Origin of the sequence: Pseudoalteromonas sp. SG45-1 (genome assembly GCF_014164135.1) — a bacterium.
GTDB classification, from domain to species: Bacteria; Pseudomonadota; Gammaproteobacteria; order Enterobacterales; family Alteromonadaceae; genus Pseudoalteromonas; species Pseudoalteromonas distincta.
This window is the reverse complement of record NZ_JACJEP010000002.1, coordinates 235,864-253,992: the sequence shown is the minus strand read 5'-3', so window position 1 is coordinate 253,992 and position 18,129 is coordinate 235,864. Positions and strand designations below refer to the sequence as shown.

At 37.3% G+C, this 18,129-nt stretch carries 16 protein-coding genes; 15 read left to right on the top strand and 1 reads right to left on the bottom strand.

The window, feature by feature from the left end; all coding sequences use genetic code 11:
• Window positions 1-137 precede the first annotated feature (137 nt).
• Together H5117_RS03480 and H5117_RS03475 are read left to right on the top strand one after the other, a co-directional pair.
• Window positions 138-1,832, top strand: coding sequence for an NAD-dependent malic enzyme (locus tag H5117_RS03480; protein ID WP_182736166.1), 1,695 nt, complete (start codon window positions 138-140; stop codon window positions 1,830-1,832).
• A gap of 154 nt (window positions 1,833-1,986) precedes the next feature.
• Window positions 1,987-2,712: an SIMPL domain-containing protein gene (locus H5117_RS03475; protein ID WP_024596616.1), complete on the top strand. Its 726-nt coding sequence runs from the start codon at window positions 1,987-1,989 to the stop codon at window positions 2,710-2,712.
• 16 nt (window positions 2,713-2,728) lie between these two features.
• On the opposite strand, the gene H5117_RS03470 is transcribed toward H5117_RS03475, so the two are convergent.
• On the bottom strand, window positions 2,729-4,081 hold the full coding sequence (locus tag H5117_RS03470; RefSeq protein ID WP_182736164.1) for a DUF2254 domain-containing protein: 1,353 nt from the start codon (window positions 4,079-4,081) through the stop codon (window positions 2,729-2,731).
• A gap of 152 nt (window positions 4,082-4,233) precedes the next feature.
• Between H5117_RS03470 and H5117_RS03465 the strand changes: the two genes are divergently transcribed.
• The 13 genes from H5117_RS03465 (at window position 4,234) to H5117_RS03405 (ending at window position 18,026) form a co-directional block, all read left to right on the top strand.
• A complete protein-coding gene (locus tag H5117_RS03465) occupies window positions 4,234-4,605 on the top strand; it encodes an MAPEG family protein (protein ID WP_002962524.1) in 372 nt (123 codons plus the stop codon).
• Window positions 4,606-4,619: 14 nt separating this feature from the next.
• The gene (locus tag H5117_RS03460; protein ID WP_182711250.1) at window positions 4,620-5,252 is read left to right on the top strand and encodes a sulfotransferase; all 633 of its coding nucleotides are present in this window, start codon (window positions 4,620-4,622) and stop codon (window positions 5,250-5,252) included.
• Window positions 5,253-5,299: 47 nt separating this feature from the next.
• On the top strand, window positions 5,300-5,872 hold the full coding sequence (locus H5117_RS03455; protein ID WP_165743839.1) for a tRNA-(ms[2]io[6]A)-hydroxylase: 573 nt from the start codon (window positions 5,300-5,302) through the stop codon (window positions 5,870-5,872).
• 212 nt (window positions 5,873-6,084) lie between these two features.
• Window positions 6,085-8,004 carry a pilus assembly protein N-terminal domain-containing protein gene (locus tag H5117_RS03450; protein ID WP_182736162.1) on the top strand — a complete coding sequence of 640 codons (1,920 nt, stop codon included), beginning with the start codon at window positions 6,085-6,087 and terminating at the stop codon, window positions 8,002-8,004.
• Window positions 8,001-8,678, top strand: a complete 678-nt coding sequence (locus H5117_RS03445) for a lipopolysaccharide assembly protein LapB (protein WP_138489063.1) — start codon at window positions 8,001-8,003, stop codon at window positions 8,676-8,678. Before H5117_RS03450 ends, H5117_RS03445 begins: the two co-directional genes overlap by 4 nt.
• 640 nt (window positions 8,679-9,318) lie before the next feature.
• Window positions 9,319-9,708, top strand: coding sequence for a hypothetical protein (locus H5117_RS03440; protein WP_101216677.1), 390 nt, complete (start codon window positions 9,319-9,321; stop codon window positions 9,706-9,708).
• Window positions 9,709-9,791: 83 nt separating this feature from the next.
• Window positions 9,792-10,559 carry a hypothetical protein gene (locus H5117_RS03435; RefSeq protein ID WP_002960857.1) on the top strand — a complete coding sequence of 256 codons (768 nt, stop codon included), beginning with the start codon at window positions 9,792-9,794 and terminating at the stop codon, window positions 10,557-10,559.
• Between the two features lie 6 nt (window positions 10,560-10,565).
• A complete protein-coding gene (locus tag H5117_RS03430; RefSeq protein WP_182736160.1) occupies window positions 10,566-11,864 on the top strand; it encodes a CpaF family protein in 1,299 nt (432 codons plus the stop codon).
• Window positions 11,857-12,732 (top strand): type II secretion system F family protein, encoded by an 876-nt coding sequence (locus H5117_RS03425; protein WP_182693151.1) that lies wholly within the window; start codon window positions 11,857-11,859, stop codon window positions 12,730-12,732. Before H5117_RS03430 ends, H5117_RS03425 begins: the two co-directional genes overlap by 8 nt.
• The gene (locus H5117_RS03420) at window positions 12,729-13,544 is read left to right on the top strand and encodes a type II secretion system F family protein (RefSeq protein ID WP_182736158.1); all 816 of its coding nucleotides are present in this window, start codon (window positions 12,729-12,731) and stop codon (window positions 13,542-13,544) included. The genes H5117_RS03425 and H5117_RS03420 overlap by 4 nt, the downstream gene beginning before the upstream one ends.
• A 9-nt stretch (window positions 13,545-13,553) precedes the next feature.
• Window positions 13,554-14,720 (top strand): hypothetical protein, encoded by a 1,167-nt coding sequence (locus H5117_RS03415; RefSeq protein WP_182736156.1) that lies wholly within the window; start codon window positions 13,554-13,556, stop codon window positions 14,718-14,720.
• On the top strand, window positions 14,717-17,584 hold the full coding sequence (locus H5117_RS03410) for a hybrid sensor histidine kinase/response regulator (protein ID WP_182736155.1): 2,868 nt from the start codon (window positions 14,717-14,719) through the stop codon (window positions 17,582-17,584). The genes H5117_RS03415 and H5117_RS03410 overlap by 4 nt, the downstream gene beginning before the upstream one ends.
• A gap of 16 nt (window positions 17,585-17,600) precedes the next feature.
• Window positions 17,601-18,026 carry a response regulator gene (locus tag H5117_RS03405; RefSeq protein ID WP_182736153.1) on the top strand — a complete coding sequence of 142 codons (426 nt, stop codon included), beginning with the start codon at window positions 17,601-17,603 and terminating at the stop codon, window positions 18,024-18,026.
• Window positions 18,027-18,129 lie beyond the last annotated feature (103 nt).

Here is an 18,129-nt window from a genome sequence, read left to right as displayed (position 1 = left end):
GTATAATATACATGCGGGCAGTGAAGCCCGCATGTATTTTCTCTCAATGGTCTGACTAGCTTAATTGTCGTTGCAATTAAACCTCTAACACTGATAATGACAGATCATAACTTAAGACTCCGTTAAAGCCTGGAAATATGACAACTAATACTGATCCTAACTACTTATATATTCATCATTCTGGCCCTGGCCTAATTGAAACACCGCTATTAAATAAAGGCAGCGCCTTTAGTAAAAAAGAACGCGAAAATTTCAATCTTGCTGGTTTACTTCCTCCTCGCTTTGAAACAATAGAAGAGCAAGTTGAGCGTTGTTATCAGCAGTATTCTAGCTTTACCGACAACCTTAATAAGCATATTTACTTACGTGCGATTCAAGATAACAACGAAACACTTTACTACCGTTTAGTACGTGACCACCTTGAAGAAATGATGCCAATCATTTACACACCGACAGTGGGCGATGCTTGTGAAAAATTCTCTGACATTTATCGCAGCGCACGTGGTTTATTTATTTCGTATGAAGATCGCTACCAAATTGACGACATTTTACGCAACGCTACCAAAGGTAAAGTAAAAGTTATTGTTGTAACCGATGGCGAGCGTATTTTAGGCCTTGGCGATCAGGGTATTGGTGGCATGGGTATTCCAATTGGTAAATTGTCACTTTACACAGCGTGTGGTGGTATAAGCCCAGCATACACATTGCCTGTAATGCTTGATGTGGGTACTAATAACGAAAAGCTTTTAAACGATCCTATGTACATGGGCGCACGCCATAAGCGAATTGCTCAAGACGAATACGATGAGTTTTTAGATTTATTCATTAAAGCGGTTAAACGTCGCTGGCCAAATGTATTACTTCAGTTTGAAGATTTTGCACAGCCAAATGCAATGCCATTACTTAAGCGCTACCGCAATGAAATTTGTAGCTTTAACGATGACATTCAAGGTACTGCGGCTGTAACGGTCGGTTCTTTACTTGCTGCGTGTCGTGTTAAAAATTCAACCCTAAGCCAGCAAAAAGTAGTTTTTGTGGGTGCAGGCTCTGCTGGTTGTGGTATTGCTGAGCAAATTATTAGCCAAATGGTTTTTGAGGGTATTTCAGAAGCACAAGCGCGTAGCCAAATATTTATGGTTGACCGTTTTGGTTTGCTTAGTGAGGGTATGGAAGGCTTACGCGATTTCCAACAAGCACTTGCACAACCTACAGGCTCTTTAAGTGATTGGACATACAGCGGCGAGTACGCATCACTTCTTGATGTTATGCACTGTGCTGAGCCTGACATTTTGATTGGTGTTTCTGGTCAACCTGGCTTATTTACAGAACAAGTAATACGCGCTATGCATGCCGGTTGTGAACAGCCAATTATTTTCCCATTAAGTAATCCATCTAAGCAGGTAGAAGCGCATCCTGCTGATGTGATTAAGTGGACTGACGGTAAAGCGCTTGTTGCAACAGGCAGCCCGTTTGATCCGGTAGAACACAACGGTGAAATTTTCCCAATCCCACAATGTAACAATAGCTATATTTTCCCGGGTATTGGTTTAGGTGTTATTGCCGCTAAAGCGACACGCATTACAGATGCAATGTTAAGTGTATCTAGCGAAATGCTTGCAGAGTCGTCGCCGCGTGCAAACACAGGTAAAGGTAGTTTATTACCAGCCCTTACGGAAATTGAAACGCTAAGTAAACGTATTGCATTTGCCATCGCTAAAAAGGCAATCGAAGAGGGCGTTGCTCTTGAGATTACGGATGACGCATTATGGGCAGCAATCGACAAAAATTACTGGTTACCAAAATACCGTAACTATAAACGTTGTAGTGTTTAATTAAGTTTATAAGTAATTAAAAGTAAATGGCGTAATAGCATTAGTTACAACGCTTAACAAAAAACAGGCAATTGCCTGTTTTTTTGTGCTTGTTCATATTTAATTAACCACGTACGGTGTTTACTTGCTTTTACATAATTAAAGGATCGACTTAATGAAAACACTGACTCTTGTTTTAGGTAGTGCACTGGCTTTAAACGTACTTAGCTTTGATGCACTTGCGGCAGCGACTCCCGATGCTCCTCATATTTATGTTAAGGGCGAAGCGACTCTTACTACAATGCCAGATTACGTACAGCTTAGTGTAGGTATTACCGAAGTTGATAAAGACTTAATTGCTGCTAAAAATAAAACCGACTTAACTATCGCCAAGGCAATTAAGCTCGTAAAAGAGATTGGTGTTAAAGAGGGAGATATAAACGCAGGGCAAATTTCAATAAACCGTGATAGCCAATACAACCGCACTACCGGTAATCAAGAATTTAAAGGCTTTAAGGTTTCTCGTACGTTAACAGTAAAACTCAGCGATATAAATAAATACCCTGAGTTACTACAAAGCTTAGTTAACAACGGTATTAACGAAATTAATCAAACGCAATTTTTAGCAAGCAACTACAACGAGCTGCATAAAAAAGCGCAAAAGTTAGCAATTAAAGACGCACGGGATGCTGCAAAAGAGTTTAGTGAAGATTATGACGTTGATTTAAAAGGATTATACAGCGCGTCACTAAGTCCACTCAATGTGCAGTCGCAGCCTTATATGCGCGCAGAAAAAGTAATGATGGCTGATAGCGCACCAAGTAACTATGTACCTGATGCCTACCATGCTGGAGAGATTAAAGTAACAGCGTCAAGCTACGCTGTGTACTACATAGATTAAACTATGTTTTAAGTTTTTATTTTTGGTGGTGCTCAAAACGTGCCACCAACTTCTCACCTTGCTCTTGGCTGATACGCGCTATAGAGTTGAGCATATTAGTCACTTCGCGTCTGTCGTATTCATTAGTTACATGTTCATTTATGTCATCAACAATCGCATTTAAATAATTAAATAAACTGTTTCGTGCATCGGTATCTTTATGGGCTACAAACAAAATATTTTTGAATGCCTCAAGCACGTTTGTCATTACGTATGCATCGCCTTTGGCGTAATTACGCAGCGGTGTAAAGTTGTCGTGTAATAACTCATCAAAGCTTGTTTCATGAAGGTACAACAATGGGGCATTATCACTGTGCTTAAACGAGTAGTTAATATCGTTAATTGACAGCCGTTGAATAAGTAAAATACTCAGCATATCAATTGATTTAACCGCAGTACCTGGATCGTTTATGCCCGGGCTCATTGCCTTAACTGCAATCTCAGATATTTGCGTTAACCCATAACGGTAATGATCGCTAATGTACTCTTCTATATAAAAAATAAAACAGTCGAGAATTTTATTTATCAGCTCTTCATCGTTTGATATGTCTTTATTACACTTTAAAAACGGATAGCCTTTAACTGTAAAGTAGCCTTGGTTAACAGAGATATACACCTTTATATCTTGCTCTGCCAAAATGGCACACAGCTTATCGGTTTGCACGCCTTTGTAATATCCCTCTGTTTTACTGCTAACCGAATACCACTTACTAAAGTCTGGAAAGTCTTCAACTGGGTTCTCTTGTTGTCTTTGTATTATTGTTTTAATTTCGTTTTTAGTTTGGCTAAACAAGCCATTTAATACGTTATCAACCTGAATGGCACGAGAGATTGAATGTATAAAAAATACAAATAAACCTAATGAAATCAATCCAAAAACAAGTGCGAACAACACACCAATTGAAGGAATAGCCGTACTGCCACCTTCAAGTTTATTAATATTTATAAGCATAATAATGGAGTAAATTATGCTGCCTAAATAAAAGCCCAAAACCATTTGATGTGATTTACGCGTAATAAGCCCAGGCACTACGCGGGGCGATAAACTCGCACTGGCCGAATTTAAAACGACCATTACCATTGAAAAACTAAACACGGTAAGCGAAATAATACTCCCCGCTAAAGTGCTTAAAATAGTCCGCGCGTTTTCGGCGCTATCTACAAGTACAACCGATATAAACGATTTTAGCTGCTCAACAGGGGCTAAATATTCAACCGACATAGTAATAATGGCAAATACCAAAAAGCCCACTGAAAGCATCGAAGGGTAAAAGCCAATACTGTTAATCATTTCACGGTAACTGTCGGCTACTTTACGAGGTACAAACATAAAATCCTTATGTATTTTCTACTAACTTAATACCTCTAGCTTAGCATAGGCAATTATTAAACTTCTGATAATGCTGCTCAAATTTATGTGTTATTATCACGCCCACAATAATAGAGCGCATATTTATGCGATAAAAATAACAGGAAAACGCCGTGATCATTTCAACTTATGCTGCATTACTCGCATTCTTTTACATTTATTTAAGCTTTAACGTAATAAAAGTGCGCCGTGCGGAGCAAATATCGCTTGGTGATAACGGTAATGCAACGCTACAACGTGCTGTGCGTGCCCACGCAAATTTTATGGAATACGTGCCATTTGCTTTAATTTTGCTTTTTTTAGCAGAGTACCAAGGGCTTGCTAGCCATTACTGCCATATATTAGGTGGTGCGTTATTAGTAGGGCGTGTGTTTCAAAATTTAGGCATAGTAGAAAAAAGCCTTAAATATCGCCAAATTGGTACTATTACTACATTTTTAGTCATGATTATCAGCGCCTTTGTATTACTAGTAACACGTGGCTAATTAAAGAAAAGCTAATGAGCAAAATATTTATAATAGGTTTACCGCGTACCGGCACAACCAGTGTGTGCCACGCATTTTTAGAGCTCGGCATTACAACGGCGCATACCGCGTATACTAATGCTTGTTTTGAAAATGCTAACGCGATTGCCGACACTCCCATATTTAACGACTTTAAAGCACTTGATATTCATTACCCAGACTCTAAGTTTATTTATTTAGAGCGCGAATTGAGTGCATGGCTACCTTCAATAAAGCAGCTTTTAACGCGTATGCACACTAATTTAACGCGCGGCGACGGGGGCTTTAATATTCATATAAAACGCTGTTATTTAAATACGTTTAGTGAGCTTTCGCTTGATAATATTAGCGACGATAGTTACTTAGCAGACTGTTATGATACACATTTTAATGATGCTCAAACGTACTTTAATAACCGTGACGACGATTTTTTATCCATTGATATAGCAAAGCCTAATAGTTACAAAAAGTTGTGTAATTTTTTAGGGTTAGAAAGTGATAAAACTGATTTTGAAAAAATGAATGTGGGCGGAAAAGTCACCGCATGGAACGATATTAAGCACCCGTTAAAAGTTGAGTCTACGGCTAAAGGGCGCATAGATAAATTACTGCCTTACAAGATTTTTTAAATCAAATACGTTAAAATCCCCGCATTATTATTTAAGTTGTACAGAACATGTTTGAATTAAAATACCACACCCCATTTGAATGGACCGAAGTTGTCCTTGCTGACTTTAATACTTTTTTACAAGATCATGCCGCTGCAGAAAAAAAAGCATCGGGTATGGCTATGTCTATGCTTTCGCATTACCCAGACAAACGTAAATTAGTAAAAGCCATGACCGACTTAGCATTAGAAGAATTAATACACTTTAAACAAGTGCTTAAGTTACTTTTAGAGCGCGATGTAAACTTAGGTGACGACAAAAAAGACCCGTACATAAAACAAATACGTGCACTGTTTAGACATGGTCGTGATGGTTTTTTAATGGACCGATTACTGGTTGGCGGTGTAATTGAAGCACGTGGTCACGAGCGTTTTTCTTTAGTTGCACAAGCACTTCCTGAGGGTAAAGAAAAAGACTTTTATGTTGCGATTGCCAAGTCAGAAGAAAAACATAAAAACCTTTTTGTAGAGCTTGCTTACGAATACTTTGATAAAGAAGAAGTTGATACTCGCCTAGAAGAGTTACTTACAGCAGAAGCTAAAATCTGTGAAAGCATCCCATTTACAGCTGCTTTGCATTAACTAAAATTAGCGCAGAGCCAATTTTATTCGCTTTGCGCCACCTGCCTCTACTCTCATTTCTTGGTTAAACCCTTCATGAATTATTGATTTGCAATTTGCGAATCAAAATAATAAAACACACTTTTACACATCTTAATGCATTGATAATAAATACAAAAGCGTTTGGTCTCATACTTGCTACCTATACATTAAGCAAATTGAGGGAAAGGCTTATGTTAAAATTTACTTTTATACTATTACTAATATCTTTTAGCGCCGTAGGCAGTGAAAGTCATTTAGATTATATAGAAAATGCAAATGGTGAGCGGGTACAAAAAGTATCACACTTAGTTAAATGGACACATACTCGCTTTGTGTTTACCCGTGATATTTCGCGTATAGCACTTGGCCACGAAACAACGCTTGATGTGAACGTGGTTAATGGTCGCGAGCTACTAATTTTAGCTAAAAAGTTAGGCCGTACATCTATGATGGTGTGGTACGACGATAAAAGCTCGGAAACATTTTTACTTGGTGTTACCGAAGACTATAGCGTACTGGAAAATGCCTTAAACGATATTCACCCTGACGTGCAACTAACCATAGCACCTGATCGCCATGCTGTTGTATTACGCGGTGAAGTACCTACTATAAATTATCGTCATGCCGCTTATGAAGCTGCAAAAAACTATCTATACGCCAGTAGCTCACAAGCATCACAACCCGTTATTACCTCAAACCCTAATCAAGGAATGTTTAATTCTCTCGCTCAACGCTTGCAAGGATTGGGTAACGCAAACGGTGGTACCTCTCAAAACTCGAGCAAAGTCGCTATTATTAATTTAATAAAAGTAACTCAAGCACCCAAGCCAAAAGAAGAACGTATTAGCGAAGTAATTAAATCAATGGGCGCAGATAAAGTGACCATTAAACGCATCTCGGTTGATGAGCTATCAAATGATGATAGCGATGTATTTTTACTGTCAGGCTCTGTAAAAAATCAAATAAAGCTAGTGCGCTTATTAAATACAATTAATAAATTATTCGAACCAGAGCAAGCATTACAAACTCAGGGCTCTCCTCTTGATCCTAATAATTTAATGGGCGGCGCAACGCAGGATAAAAGCGCAGGTATTGAAGTGCTTGCCAACGAGTCGGGTGGGTTAATAAACGATGCTACATCAGGATTAAACTTAAGTAATGTGAGTTCTAATATTGCAAGAGCAACGCTTCTTTCAGTGGCTGGCGGTAAAGTTTTGTCGAGCATTGAAGTTGAAGATTTACCGCAAGTTCGTGTGTCGGTACAATTATACGAAGTAAATCAACGTAGGTTAAAGCAATGGCGCCCAGATATTAGCGTGCTCTCTAATGGGTATGAAAAAGAAGCGGGCTTGTTTGGCCGTGACGGTATGACTAATCGCGAATCTGGCTCTGCAACAATAGAAAATGCGCTGCAATTAATTGGCGGTCAATTAACTAATAACTTACAGCTTTCTACCTCACAGTTTGCCATTGATATGTTGTTTTCATTACTTGAACAAGAAGGTATTTCGCGAACACTTTCTCGCCCTACAATCACGGTTTTAGCCGGTGAAAGTGCCGTGTTTAAAGTCGGTGGTGAAGTACCTGTACCTACAAGTTATAGCCCATCTGGCATTACAAGCGGTCAGCAAGGTAGTAGTGGGTCGGTGTTTAGCGGTACGGAATTTAAATCATTCGGAGTTGAATTAAATGTACGCGCTATGGTTGACGACAAAGACAGAATAACACTTGATCTAAACCCAGTAATTTCACTACCCGATACCACGTTAACAGCCGAAATTGCACAAAGCACAGGCAGCAGTTTAAACAGTAGTGCATTTAATACACGCAGCATGCAAACGTCAACGCGTTTAAAAGATGGGCAGCCTCTTATCATTGGTGGCTTAATTAGCACTGATAACAATGCAAGCCACGACTTTGTACCTGATGGCAACGGCAATAGTATGCTTGGAAAGTTAAGTGAAACAACCAGCAAAAGTGAAAACAACCGTGAGCTGATAATTGTTGTAACTCCAAATCTGGTGCGTGAACCAATTAACACATTACGTTCGTGGGAACAGGCAAATATAGACACCCAGATACTTAGCTATATACAGGAGCAAGGGCTATGAAAATACTTTATATAATTTTACTGCTTACTTTATCGGGTTGCGCTCATATTGATTACAAGCCAACAGTAAATCCTTACAACGCGCTGGGTGACATAGTTAAAAAATACCAATTAAATGCCCAACCATTAAAGTGCGAAGGTATTAATGCAAGTGACTGTTTGAACCTTGTGCATGAGGTGAATCAGTTAATGCTTGAACACCCCGATAACACGGCAATACTTTCAATATCGGCATATGTACTTTATAAAAGTGGCCGTGCTAATCAGTCTCAACAAGTTATAAATACTCTGCTTAATAAAGCTAACCCGCCGTTAAACGCAATTACTTTAGGAGTCACTTTAGCAATTGAGCAAGGCAATTTAGCTAAAGCGAAAAGCATTGCCCAATACGGCGTAGATGTTTTTGGTACACATGCTTCACCATACCTGCAAATGGCCTCTATACATTATGCCCAGGGTAACTACGTTGTAGCTTCAAACTATTTAGAGCTTTCGGTTAAGTTTGGTTTAAATAGCACCGCCTATTTTTACCATAAAGGCCTAATTGAAGAAGCTAATACCAATAATTTATTGGCCTGTGGCTATTATGAGCAAGTTTTACGTGTCGAACCCACGCATCAAAAAGCACTTGCTAGGCGCGGTAAACTCTCTGTTTTAGGTAATTGTTATTCTTAAGGCCTTCGGGCCTTTTTTTATACCTAAAATTTGGCATTATTAAGGAGCCAAAACCACTTTATTATTTATCATAAATAGTAGTAGAGCTTACGCTAATCATACGTTTTATAAGTTACCCCACAAGACTGCTTCTAATATTTAACCCTTTTTGAATACCTATTAGTTTTAATAATTTAACAGAACGTCTCTAGGGTCTGTTGATCTTTCAAGGTTAAATTTGCAGCAGTCTGTTTGGTATTTAGGCAAGGCAGAGCCTATGTAGTGTGGTTATTCCCCATAAATGGGCGATAACGTAGCATTAATGCCAAACAGGCGCTGCCCAAAGGGTTCTTTCTAGGGGCTATTTACTCTTTGTTGCTCGGTTTTTACTTAGCCCACTAGGTTACAAACCTCGCGCCGCGATTAAATAGCCCCTAGTTTGAACAAATTTTAATCCGCAAAGATCAACAGACCCTAGTATTAAGTATCTAAAAATTATTTTTTAATATTGATTTGCATTTTGCAAATCAAAAGTAAAAACAGCTAAAGAACAAATAATCTAAACACACTAACCACATGTATTTAAAGGATTTAATTAGTTGGCATGGTCCTCGCTATATATAAAGTGAGCATAAGCTCTTCTAATTTAAAGGCTACGATTATGAAAACTATTAAACATAACTTAAATAGCAAAAAGCAAAAAGGTTTTGTACTAACGTCAGAGCTAATCATTCTTTCTACTTCAATGGTAGCGGCACTTGTAATTGGTTTATCTACATTACGTGACTCGGTAACCAGCGAACTTGAAGATGTAGCTGAAGCAATTGGCTCACTTGACCAAAGCTATGTATTTGACGGGATGATTAACGCCGAAGGTACAGCTGAAGTGTCTGGCTCAGGCTTTGTAGATTCAGTTGACGTGTACGCAGGCGATGGTAGTTCATTCACTTTTGTTGCATCAGACTTTAGTGAAAGTGCCGCACTTGTTAATGCAACACCAAGTGGTGATGCTGCAACGCGTACAACGGCAGGCGGCTCACAAGGTAACTAACGCAAGGTAACCAGGTTTGAATACCAAGCTTAAGGCTCACTGCCACAAAATTGTGGCAGTGAAAGTTACTCCGGAGGAATATTATGAAAAGTAAAAGTAACAAAGGCGCAACCACAGCGGCTCTCACATTACTCATCACCTCTGGCATGTTAGCTTCGGCTTTGGGTATTAGACAGGTAAACGATGAAAATAGCGTAACAGCTTGGGTAGTAAACAAAAATATGTCGGCCGGTCAAACAGTAACCGTTCACGATGTTGAGCAAAAGAGTATAGATCCAAGTAACTATTCAAATATTGCACTGAGCGTTCAAAACCCACGTGCATTAATTGGTCAAAAATTAGCAACTAATAAAATGGTTGAACAACCATTATTTGACACAGATTTTATCAGAGCGAAAAGCCAAAATTTATCAGAAGCCATACCAGCAGGGCGTGTTTTATATACTTTAAAACTAAACACCTTGGATATTCCGCTTTCGCGTATACACAAAGGTGACCGACTCGACATAGTCGCTAAAACTAATCGTCTAGTAAGAACCGTTGCCCGTGATGTACAGCTCATTGGTGTTTCAAAAGGCCCTAAATCGCAAGCCGAAAAAAATGGCGTAATGGATAACTTAGCTAAAGAGTCTAATTCTGCTACAGGCGGTGTTTCGTTAGTCCTTGCGGTACTTCCAAAAGATGTTTATTCGTTGGCGGGTATAGATAACGCCGACAAAGTTTCAATTATTGTGCATAGCGCTTATGACATTGAACAAGGTCGTTTGCAAAACTTTTCACGCTTACAAACCAGTCGCACAATCGAAGTGGTTAAAGGCGTTAAAAATGAAGCTGTATATGTAGCTAAGTGAGTTTTTATGTTTAATTTATCAAGCAAACATGAAGAAGTTCAAACCAGTTTAAGTACCTTTGAAGAGCTTAAAAAGCTATTGCACGATGCCGTTATCGAAGAGTACGAACAAGAACCAACCGCGCTTTTATCAAGTAATGTTCTCGAAAAAATCTCTGCGTTGTGTAGTGAAATTCCACAATTTAATCAATCTTCATTTAACCAACATCAACAAGAGCAGGTTGTGCAGGCTGTTTTTGATGAAATTCAAGGCTTGGGACCTATTGCACAGTTTATGCTGGACGATCAGGTTAGTGATATTTTAATAAACGACACGCAAGATATATGGATTGATAAACAAGGCAAACTACTTTGCACTGCCAGTAAGTTTGATGACGAACGCCATTTACGCCGATTTGTTGATCGCTTACTTGATGGTTGTGGCCGACAAGTCAATGCGCTTATGCCGATTGTTGATGGCAAACTAAAAGATGGTAGCCGAGTTCATATTATTGTACCGCCTGCGTGTACCAGCGCCGCGATTGTATCGATTCGTAAGTTTAATCATAAAAAAATAAACGATGACTTTTTAGTTAATAATCATTTTTTAGATAAAAACATCTTATCATTTTTAAAAAGCGCAGTTAAAACAGGCGTTAATATTTTAGTGTGTGGCAATGCAGGTGCAGGTAAAACCTCATTATTAAACGTACTTGCTAACTCAATTAATCCAAACGAACGTGTTGTAACCATTGAAGAAAGCGCTGAGCTTAATTTGCATCACAACCATGTTGTGCAATTGGAAGCCCACGACACTAACAGCGATGGTAAAGGTGCAGTAAGCCTAAGAGATTTAGTAAAAGCAGCCCTTAGAATGCGCGCAGATAGAATACTTGTAGGTGAGGTACGCTCAGGCGAAGTAATCGATATGCTCCAAGCAATGAACTGTGGCCACCAAGGTTCGATGACGACCATACATGCTAACAGTGCAAATGATGCCGTTATTCGTTTATCTACCTTAGTGCAGTTACACAATGCACAACTGAGCGATCCCCATACAAGTTCGCTAATCGCGTCGAGTATTCAGCTCATAGTTCATGTTTCTCGCTCAACTAATGGCATCCGCACTCTAAAAAGTATTGGTGAAATTAAGCGTGTTAATGGCGGGGCACAATTTAGCCCGCTTTATAGTATTAACGAAGCAGAACCAGTACAAAGTGATTTAATAGATAACTCAAGTGTTATTGAGTTTATGAAAGGTCAAGGCGCAAATGCACAAGAATTGAAAGCATTACTGCACAATAACCCGGAGGCTAACAATGACTAAACTTGATTATTTATTAGCTATTGCGGCGGTTATAACTTTTGTACTGGCTGCGAGTGTATTGGCTTCTTTGTATGTGAATAATAAAAGCAACCAAAGCACTAAAAAAGCAGATATTTTAGAAGAAAAAGATGTCCTTACTCTGTCACTACGAGTGCTTGGTTTAAATATTAGTAACGCCTGGTTTATAAGCATGGCGTGCTCGCTCTCTAGTAGCTCCTGGTTTTTAGCTAAATTATATTACCCAGAGGCATCAACCAGCGCGTTTATTATTTCAATCGTGGTTTTTGTAACCTGTTTTATAACTGTGATTGACTTGGCTCATTATAAATTAGCAAAATTTGAGCATCACTTTTTAGAATTTATTGAAACCGTACAATCGTGTTTAAGCACAGGGCTATCGCTACAGCAATCAATGCAGTTTGCTGATGAACATGCAGACCCATATATAAAAAAACAAAGCACCTTACTAATACAACGCATGAGCATGGGTAGTGATGCCGAAACGTCGTTTGCCCCATTAATTGAAAGATACAACTGCGAAACCGTAAGATTGTTTGCTCATAGCATCATTACACATACACAAAGCCAGTGCGATTTGACCGACATGCTAAAAAGCGTATGCAACATGATGTCGCTAATAACTCTCGACCGCCAACAGCTGAAAGCTAAGCTTTCCGGTACTAAATACGCTGCTGTGTTTAGTGGTTTTTTACCTTACGCACTAATTCCTTTATTTAGCTATACCGATCCAACCTGGTTTGAACCATTATTAAACGATCCTAATGGGATTGCATTTATAACGGTTGCGCTTCTTTGTCAGCTATTTGGCTTTTTATGGCTACGCCTTAGCTTAAGGGTAACATTATGATTGATATACTTTTACTTATCGGGCTTTTAGTAAGTATGGGCTCATTTATCCATATTCATAGGCAATCGCTTAAAGTCGAATTAGATAAACCCGATACTAAAAACATTAACTGGTATCCGCTAATTATCATCTCTAAACGTCAACTAAGACAAGCAGGGATTCAAATTAATAAAATATTAATAAGCCTGTACTGCTTTAAATTGGCTGCTACTTTTAGTGCATTTACGGTTATAGAGCTAACAGGGTATGAGCTGAGCCAATCGATTAAATTATTACTGTGTTTTATGTGTTTTTTTGCACCCGAATGCTGGTTTTTATTACGTAAAAATCAACGTCAAACCACTATAAATAACAGCTTAGAGTTTTTTTTACGGGTGTTACTGGTTTACATGCGCGCCGGGTTTTCGTTAGAACGTTCATTTGCACTGGCGGTTGATCATGGATTGAGTCAAAAACACCCATTATACAAAGAGCTAAAGTTATTTTTATTCGAACTAAGTGCAGGTAAAGATCGTGAATTTGCATTTAATTCACTTTTTGAAAGAACCGGCGTATTAGGAATTAAAAAACTCGCAAACTTAATGTTAATAGGGTCAAAACTTGGTACGCCACTTATCCAAGCAGTAGAGGCTCAACTCGAAGGCCTAGCTTTAAAAAAGAACATTTTACTCGCTAAAAAGGTAAACAAAAAAGCGATGCACACAACCTTTCCCATTATCTTAATTTGTTTTCCGATGTTTTTGGTATTGGTGTTTTTTCCCGCAGCATTACAAGTAATGAACGTACTTAAAATGCTTGTAGAAGTGTTATAGGAGCCTGATATGAAAAAGCATTATCAACAAGGGTACATACTTACTATTGAGCTTATATTAATTATAACTATTTTAATTATTGGCTCAATTGGTGGGGTGATTTTAGTAAGGGATGCCCTTATTAAGCGCCATCAAACTAAGGTAGATAATCAAATTACTGTAGTTGATGCTAACAATAGACCACTCGGTATTGCAGTAAGTTTTGATGAGCATCAAGCACCACTCATTTTTTATACAGATCGTGGAGCAAACAACACGTACAGGGCATTAATAGGCATACGAGATGATAGGTTTACCTCGCGAGAAGCTGTTTATTACGATGCTCCAAATTGCCAAGGTAACCCGTGTTTAAAGGGCTTAAGCGACGAAGCAACAGACAGCCAAGGTGTCAGCAAGTTAAATAATACCGGTAATGTAAGTTATATAAATGCGCTGCAGCAAGGTCCAAATTACGCAATAGGGCAGTTAGGTAACAGCGTTATTGGTCAGTTATTAAGAAGCACGCCACAACAATGCCCTGCTAATAGTGAACAAATTCTATCTCGTTATGTATCCCAAAAAGTAGTAACAGGCTCACCTTGTGAAAGCTTTGAAATAGATAAGCAACCAGCCGACAGCAGTTGTTTAGTTGGAGTAACAGCTTTAGGAAATCCACTTTTAGGTACAAGCGATCAAGGTTTATCACAATCGTGTGATACATGCCAAACAGGGTACGAATCGCAAGGTGACATACTTGATTTATATTTACCTCAGGTAGAACCGCTTTTAAATACAGCCCTTAATGCGCTTTCATTAGTAGGTATAGGCACAAACGTTGATATAGAGCTTGGCACAATATGCTGCCCAGAAGGTACACGCTTAGAAGATGATGAAAACATTGTAGAAACACTTGTTTTCACTATTTTACAAACCACATTTGAGCTGGTCGGTATCGATTTAGTAAATAACCTTATCATTAGTGAAACACTGAGCTTAATAGGGATTGAGCCAGGTATTACATATTGCAAAACATCACTTAATTTAGTTAATGCAGAACAAGTAATTAATATCACCACAGGCGAACCTGCTCTTAGTAGTTTAACGCCACCATTTAAAGTTTTACTGCCAGTACATAGCGGCCAAAACAGGACAACGTGGATACATACTCCCCCAAAAGGGGAAGGAGAACGTCAATGAACGCCTCAAATATATTTACCTCACATGCTAATTTAGCAGATACACCAACTGATGAAATATCAACAGAAATTAAAGAAACGCTAACGCTACTAAAACAGTTTTATGATGTTCCAATTGTTAAATTTATCGATTTTAGAGAGGTTTATTCAGAGCAGTTAATAACCTGCAACGATAAAGAAAGTGTCGAAAATGAGTTATTAAGCTATCAACTACGCTGCACACAAGAAAAACTATATTTATTTGAAGATACTTTTTTTGATGATGTATCAAACAACACGCACAAATTAATTCGTTTTTATGCACAATATCCAATTTATAGTGTCACTAATAAATTAATTGGCGTAGTGCTGATGGCTGATTTAGCACCTAAAACATTAATAGGTTCACAAAAAAATCAGTTTATTTCATTTGCTCAATTATTGCAGACACAGTTAAATAAAAATTCAGATTCATTAAGTAATCAAAGTACTAATCCTGTGAAAAAAAATTATGGGGAAAAGTATATTCATGTATTTAGTTTAGCGCCCGTGGCATTCTTAATTGCATTAGTATTATGCTCATTCACTGCATTACTGCTTTATACTATAGAAAAAAAGGAGCTGCAAAGTAATTACAATGAACAAACTCAGCAATTACGTAAAACGTTATTTAATGCTTTAGAGCGATTTGATAATCAAGGATTATATATATCGCAAAAAGATTTAGTTATCGCAGGCTTTTTACAAAGCCAAAATAGCTATACAAAAGAGCAGCTTAATGATTTAGTACAGAGTCAGGTTTCACAAAGCTTAACTTATAAAGGGTATATTGTGTTTGATTCTGAGTATAACCAACTTGCACTTTGGTCAAAAAATAATTTTGATTTAGCCGCGTATGGATTTAAAAACTGGTTAGAAAAATTCAATAATAGAGCGAATAAACAAGCAGTAGAAGTATTTACTGTTGCAGATACGGCCTTCTTAATTTCTGAAATAAAAATTAAACAAGGCTCTATTTATACACTTACAGCATTTGATTTAAGTAAGTTTTTAAAAGCCGTTATTGGCAAATTAAACACTGAAAATTATAACGTTTTTATAGCAACACCACAGTTTACTTTAGGAAAACAAGGAGAAGTTAGCCCGAGTATAATTAAAAATAGTATTAGCGCTTTAAGTAGTCGTTTTCCACCTACATGGCGCTTACATGTGCAACCTATGAATAAAATAGTACGCCCACAAATAACTAAATATAGTTTAATTAGATTAGGGTTAATCTCTTTTTGTGTATTTGCCTTTGTGTATTATTTTTTACGTTTGCCAAGACGTTTACACAACGAAATAAAACAAAAAAATCAGTTAATACTCAATAGAGAAGAGCTTTTTTCAAGTTCTCTTGATGCACTGCCGCATGGGTTTGCTATTTTTAATAGCCACGAATTTCCTGTGATCACCAACAATGCATTTAACCTTTTATTTGCACAAGTGAATAAACAAAATAGTCAGCTATCGTATAGCCAGCTGGTAAGTATTGCGCAGCAGAATAATATTATAAATCACTACCATGAACATCATAAGCTTGATGATGATCGTAACCAATTAATAGATATAGGTTTTACAGACGGGAAGTGGATAACTGTATTACAAAGACATACAGATTTTAATGGTTTCGTTTGCTACTTTAGAGATGATACAGAGGCACATCAAAAAGAATGTTTACTCGCTGATGTTCTTGAAAAATCAAAACAGACAAATCAATTAAAAGAAAAATTTGTTACAAGGCTTAGCCGTCAATTAAAAACGCCTTTATCATCTTTAAAGTCATTAGTTGAAATATCTAAAGATCCAATAAGCTTTAACGAATTTAAAAACAATGTGGGGAATATTTCTGATGCATGCGACCAGCTCGAAAGTGTAATTCAACAACTCGTAAATATAAATAAATCGGAAATAGGTAAGTTAAAACTGCAGGCCAAAAACGTTAACCTGAATCATATGATCAATAATAATATTTCGATTTTAACTAAAGAAGCTGAAAACAAAAAAATAGTTCTTAAAAATAATATTACGCCTGGGTTAACCGTGGTAAGCGATGAAAAGTTAATTTCTCAATTGGTTATTCAGTTAGTGACAGAGGTTTTGGATTCGTCAAATAATACAACGCTATCTATTAACGCTCAGATTAAAAATGAAAGTAACCGTAATTACTTACACCTAGACTTTTCATTAAGCAATTTAATCGACAGTAGTTACTTTATAACTGAGCTTAAAAGTATATCGGGTGATGATATAGCACGTCTCATAGATGATAAAGATGTTTCATTAGAGTTAAAGTTTTTTATCTCAATATTTAAAATGTTAGGTGGTAAAGCGATAACTGTAAGTAGTAACGCGAATAAATCAACGATAACGCTTTCTATGCTGGTAAACAAAGTAACGAAGCAAGATAAAGACAATGTGCAAAAAGTACCAAGTAGCTCATTAAATACTGATTTAGTAAAAGCGAGTTTAGTGACTAAAAATCACCAAAACACGCTACTACTTGTTGATGACGATCCACTTGTAGAAATTGTGATTAGGGCAATGCTAAAAGATCAGAATATCATAATAGATTACGCATGCAGTGCGATAGAGGCTATGTTGATGGTTTCGCAAAATAGTTACGACATTATTCTAATGGATATAGTAATGCCAGAATTGTCGGGAACTGACGCTATGTTAAAAATTAAAAAACACAGTGATAATTCTAAAACTAAAATAATTGCGCATACATCGACGCCCGATACAGAATCTAAATATGTAAATCAGGGCTTTGATGACATGTTATTAAAGCCAGTTAAACAAGGTGTTTTAATAAACCAAATAACACGTATTTTAAAAAGATAAGCCGCTGGGGTAATAAATGAAAAACATTAATGAAAATATGGCAGAAGTTATCGAGTTTAAAGTAACGCCAATAAATAAAACTAAACGACTACTTTTAGTAGATGATGACTTACTAATAGAAATAGTAATAAGAAAAATGCTTAATGAAGAAAATATTTTAATAGATTTCGCATCAAGTGCTATAGAGGCGCTATTGATGGTTTCTCAAAATATTTACGATATTATTTTAATGGATATAGTAATGCCGCAATTTACAGGCACTGATGCAATGCTAAAAATCAGGAAGCATGCTGACGCATCAGAAACAAAAATTATAGCTCATACATTTAGTGAAAACGAAAATAGTGATAATAAGTACGTGAAGCTTGGGTTTAACGGTCTTTTGTTAAAGCCAGTTAAGCAAAGCGTATTAATTGAAAATATTAGAACTTTCTTGGAATGATAAATAGAAACAGTAGGGCGGTTAACTATTTTTATTTATAGCTTATTAAAAAATTAAATTATAATTTTTTAAAGACTAATATTTATTTAGTGTTTTTGTGTAT

Bases quoted from the DNA above. Each gene is read 5' to 3' on its own strand.
- H5117_RS03435 (WP_002960857.1), top strand. From the start codon at position 9,792: ATGAAAAGTAAAAGTAACAAAGGCGCAACCACAGCGGCTCTCACATTA.
- H5117_RS03440 (WP_101216677.1), top strand. From the start codon at position 9,319: ATGAAAACTATTAAACATAACTTAAATAGCAAAAAGCAAAAAGGTTTT.
- H5117_RS03460 (WP_182711250.1), top strand. From the start codon at position 4,620: ATGAGCAAAATATTTATAATAGGTTTACCGCGTACCGGCACAACCAGT.
- H5117_RS03480 (WP_182736166.1), top strand. From the start codon at position 138: ATGACAACTAATACTGATCCTAACTACTTATATATTCATCATTCTGGC.
- H5117_RS03450 (WP_182736162.1), top strand. From the start codon at position 6,085: ATGTTAAAATTTACTTTTATACTATTACTAATATCTTTTAGCGCCGTA.
- H5117_RS03410 (WP_182736155.1), top strand. From the start codon at position 14,717: ATGAACGCCTCAAATATATTTACCTCACATGCTAATTTAGCAGATACA.
- H5117_RS03430 (WP_182736160.1), top strand. From the start codon at position 10,566: ATGTTTAATTTATCAAGCAAACATGAAGAAGTTCAAACCAGTTTAAGT.
- H5117_RS03420 (WP_182736158.1), top strand. From the start codon at position 12,729: ATGATTGATATACTTTTACTTATCGGGCTTTTAGTAAGTATGGGCTCA.
- H5117_RS03455 (WP_165743839.1), top strand. From the start codon at position 5,300: ATGTTTGAATTAAAATACCACACCCCATTTGAATGGACCGAAGTTGTC.
- H5117_RS03475 (WP_024596616.1), top strand. From the start codon at position 1,987: ATGAAAACACTGACTCTTGTTTTAGGTAGTGCACTGGCTTTAAACGTA.
- H5117_RS03470 (WP_182736164.1), bottom strand. From the start codon at position 4,081: ATGTTTGTACCTCGTAAAGTAGCCGACAGTTACCGTGAAATGATTAAC.
- H5117_RS03405 (WP_182736153.1), top strand. From the start codon at position 17,601: ATGAAAAACATTAATGAAAATATGGCAGAAGTTATCGAGTTTAAAGTA.
- H5117_RS03425 (WP_182693151.1), top strand. From the start codon at position 11,857: ATGACTAAACTTGATTATTTATTAGCTATTGCGGCGGTTATAACTTTT.
- H5117_RS03415 (WP_182736156.1), top strand. From the start codon at position 13,554: ATGAAAAAGCATTATCAACAAGGGTACATACTTACTATTGAGCTTATA.
- H5117_RS03445 (WP_138489063.1), top strand. From the start codon at position 8,001: ATGAAAATACTTTATATAATTTTACTGCTTACTTTATCGGGTTGCGCT.